The sequence below is a fragment of the Methylophaga sp. UBA5088 genome (assembly GCF_002414625.1).
GTDB classification, from domain to species: Bacteria; Pseudomonadota; Gammaproteobacteria; order Nitrosococcales; family Methylophagaceae; genus Methylophaga; species Methylophaga marina.
In genome coordinates this window covers 6,032-7,942 of the sequence record NZ_DIAC01000045.1, presented here as the reverse complement: position 1 = coordinate 7,942, position 1,911 = coordinate 6,032, and the positions used below count along the sequence as shown (strand labels likewise).

The following is a 1,911-nucleotide window of genomic DNA, read 5'->3' as shown; positions in this document are numbered from 1 at the left end:
TTTCATCAATACACGAACATGATGCCCCGATGCTAGTAGATTAATACTGGCGTCTATGGCACTTTCATAGCCGCCAATGACCGTATAGGCTTCAGCATTAAAATCAGACCAGTCAGAAATATTCGCATAGTGTATAGCGTGTTCTGCACCTGGAAAGGGGGCTAAATCTGGAAATTGAAACTCACCTGTTGCCCAGATTAAATATTGTGATCGAAAGACGCCCTGTTGCGTTTTCAATACAAAGTTATCACGGTTTTCTTTGAGTACGTTATCGACACGACAATGCTGGACGACGGGTAAATATTCGTTACTGACAACGGCTTTTAAATACTCAGCATAATGCTCACCGCAGGGATGTTCTGATTGGCAGAAAAGAGCAGGGGAGCTATGTTCTTCTATGGCATTCAGATCGACTAATCCGTATGGGTTACTGTGAAATGAGGGGGTAATAAAACGTGTTTGTTTCGGCCAGCGACGGAATGATTCTCCAATACTACCTGATTCGAGTACCGTGAAAGATAGCCCAGGAATTTTTTGCAACATCAACGCTATACCAATGCCTGCGGCACCGGCACCCACCACAATAACATCGAAATAAGGACTAGGCTTTTTCATGATGGGATGTCGATTTACGTTGTTGAGATTGCGCCGTTTCATAGATGCGTTCAACCATGTAAGCCAAGCCAGTGCTTCGTTGTGAGGTGAGGTTATTGATTAGGCCTGTATCATTAATAAAGGTCAGTGAGTGACTGAGAATCGCTTTCGGAGACTGCCCTGAATACACTTTAAATAACAACGCCATCAAACCTGCAACAATGACCGAGTCACTGGTGCCGGTGAAAAATAGCTTTTGGTCTTTGTACTCCGATGATAACCAGACATTCGACTGGCAACCGTACAAACGGTTTTCTTCAGTCTGTAATTCGCTGTCACTGTGTTTGATTAAGTTTTTACCTAAATCAATGACATAGGCATAGCGCTGCTGCCAGTAACCAAGCAACTCAAAATCGCTAACAATCTGCTGTTGTGTGTCGAGAATCGTATCTGAAGTCATTTAGCAAATAGTAAAGTTGTTAATATGATATATCGTATCATTAGTGAGGCTGTTATTAAACTTTATTTCAGTTTGGTATAAACGAGGACTTGCCTAGGTGTAAGTCGTGCTTGAGTCATTACCCCAGTAATCACGACTCATCGGTCACGGAGGGTTTAGGGTTAAGCTTCATGGCGTTATCGTTTTGTCATCAATGGTTTATATGGATTATCTGCTGTATGTTGGGTTCTCTAGTGAGTGTTTTGCATCCGTGACCATCTCATTGATAATTGTCTCAGCAGATTGAATAGCGTGTATTGAATCGATACATTCTCCTGCCCAGATGATCGCTGAGTCTAAATTATTTGATTGTTGTTCAGAAAAGAATTTCGCTTGATGCTGATGTAGCTGACGTTTTAATTCTGTTTCATTATCATGCCATTTAGCGGTGAACACATTTTTAAGGGCTCTGCCAGTATACTCTGGTGGCCATGGTATTTCTCTAATAATATCAAACACCTGTGTTCGCTGAGTATCATCACCACCGCTTTCTACCATTTTGTTCTTTAATGTATTATCAGCCATAGACTCTGTCGATGCATAAAAACGGCTGCCGATAGAAGCGCCGACAGCACCCAGACTTAACATCGCTGCCAGGCTTTTGCCGTCGGCAACGCCTCCAGCCGCTATCACTGGCGTGTTCGGTAGATGATCAATAACGCCTTTCGTTAGAGAGAGGGTAGATCGCTGACTTTTACCGTGACCGCCTGCCTCACTACCTTGAGTGACGATAAAATCAGCGCCTTTATTTTTGACTTCCAGGGCTTCAGCTAACGATTGAACCTGGCAAATCAAGGGAATATTGTGGGCTTTAATTT

General features: G+C 43.0%; 3 protein-coding genes. All 3 read right to left on the bottom strand.

All coding sequences use genetic code 11. From position 1 onward, the window contains the following. Positions 1-615, bottom strand: a 615-nt coding sequence (locus B4K20_RS06065) for an NAD(P)-binding domain-containing protein (protein ID WP_289282252.1), incomplete at its 3' end; no start/stop codon positions are given. Beyond that, positions 602-1,054 carry a SufE family protein gene (locus B4K20_RS06060; protein ID WP_289282251.1) on the bottom strand — a complete coding sequence of 151 codons (453 nt, stop codon included), beginning with the start codon at positions 1,052-1,054 and terminating at the stop codon, positions 602-604. The genes B4K20_RS06060 and B4K20_RS06065, both read right to left, overlap by 14 nt. Before the next feature lie 207 nt (positions 1,055-1,261). After that, a partial coding sequence (locus tag B4K20_RS06055) for an NAD(P)H-dependent flavin oxidoreductase (protein ID WP_289282250.1) occupies positions 1,262-1,911 on the bottom strand: 650 nt, incomplete at its 5' end.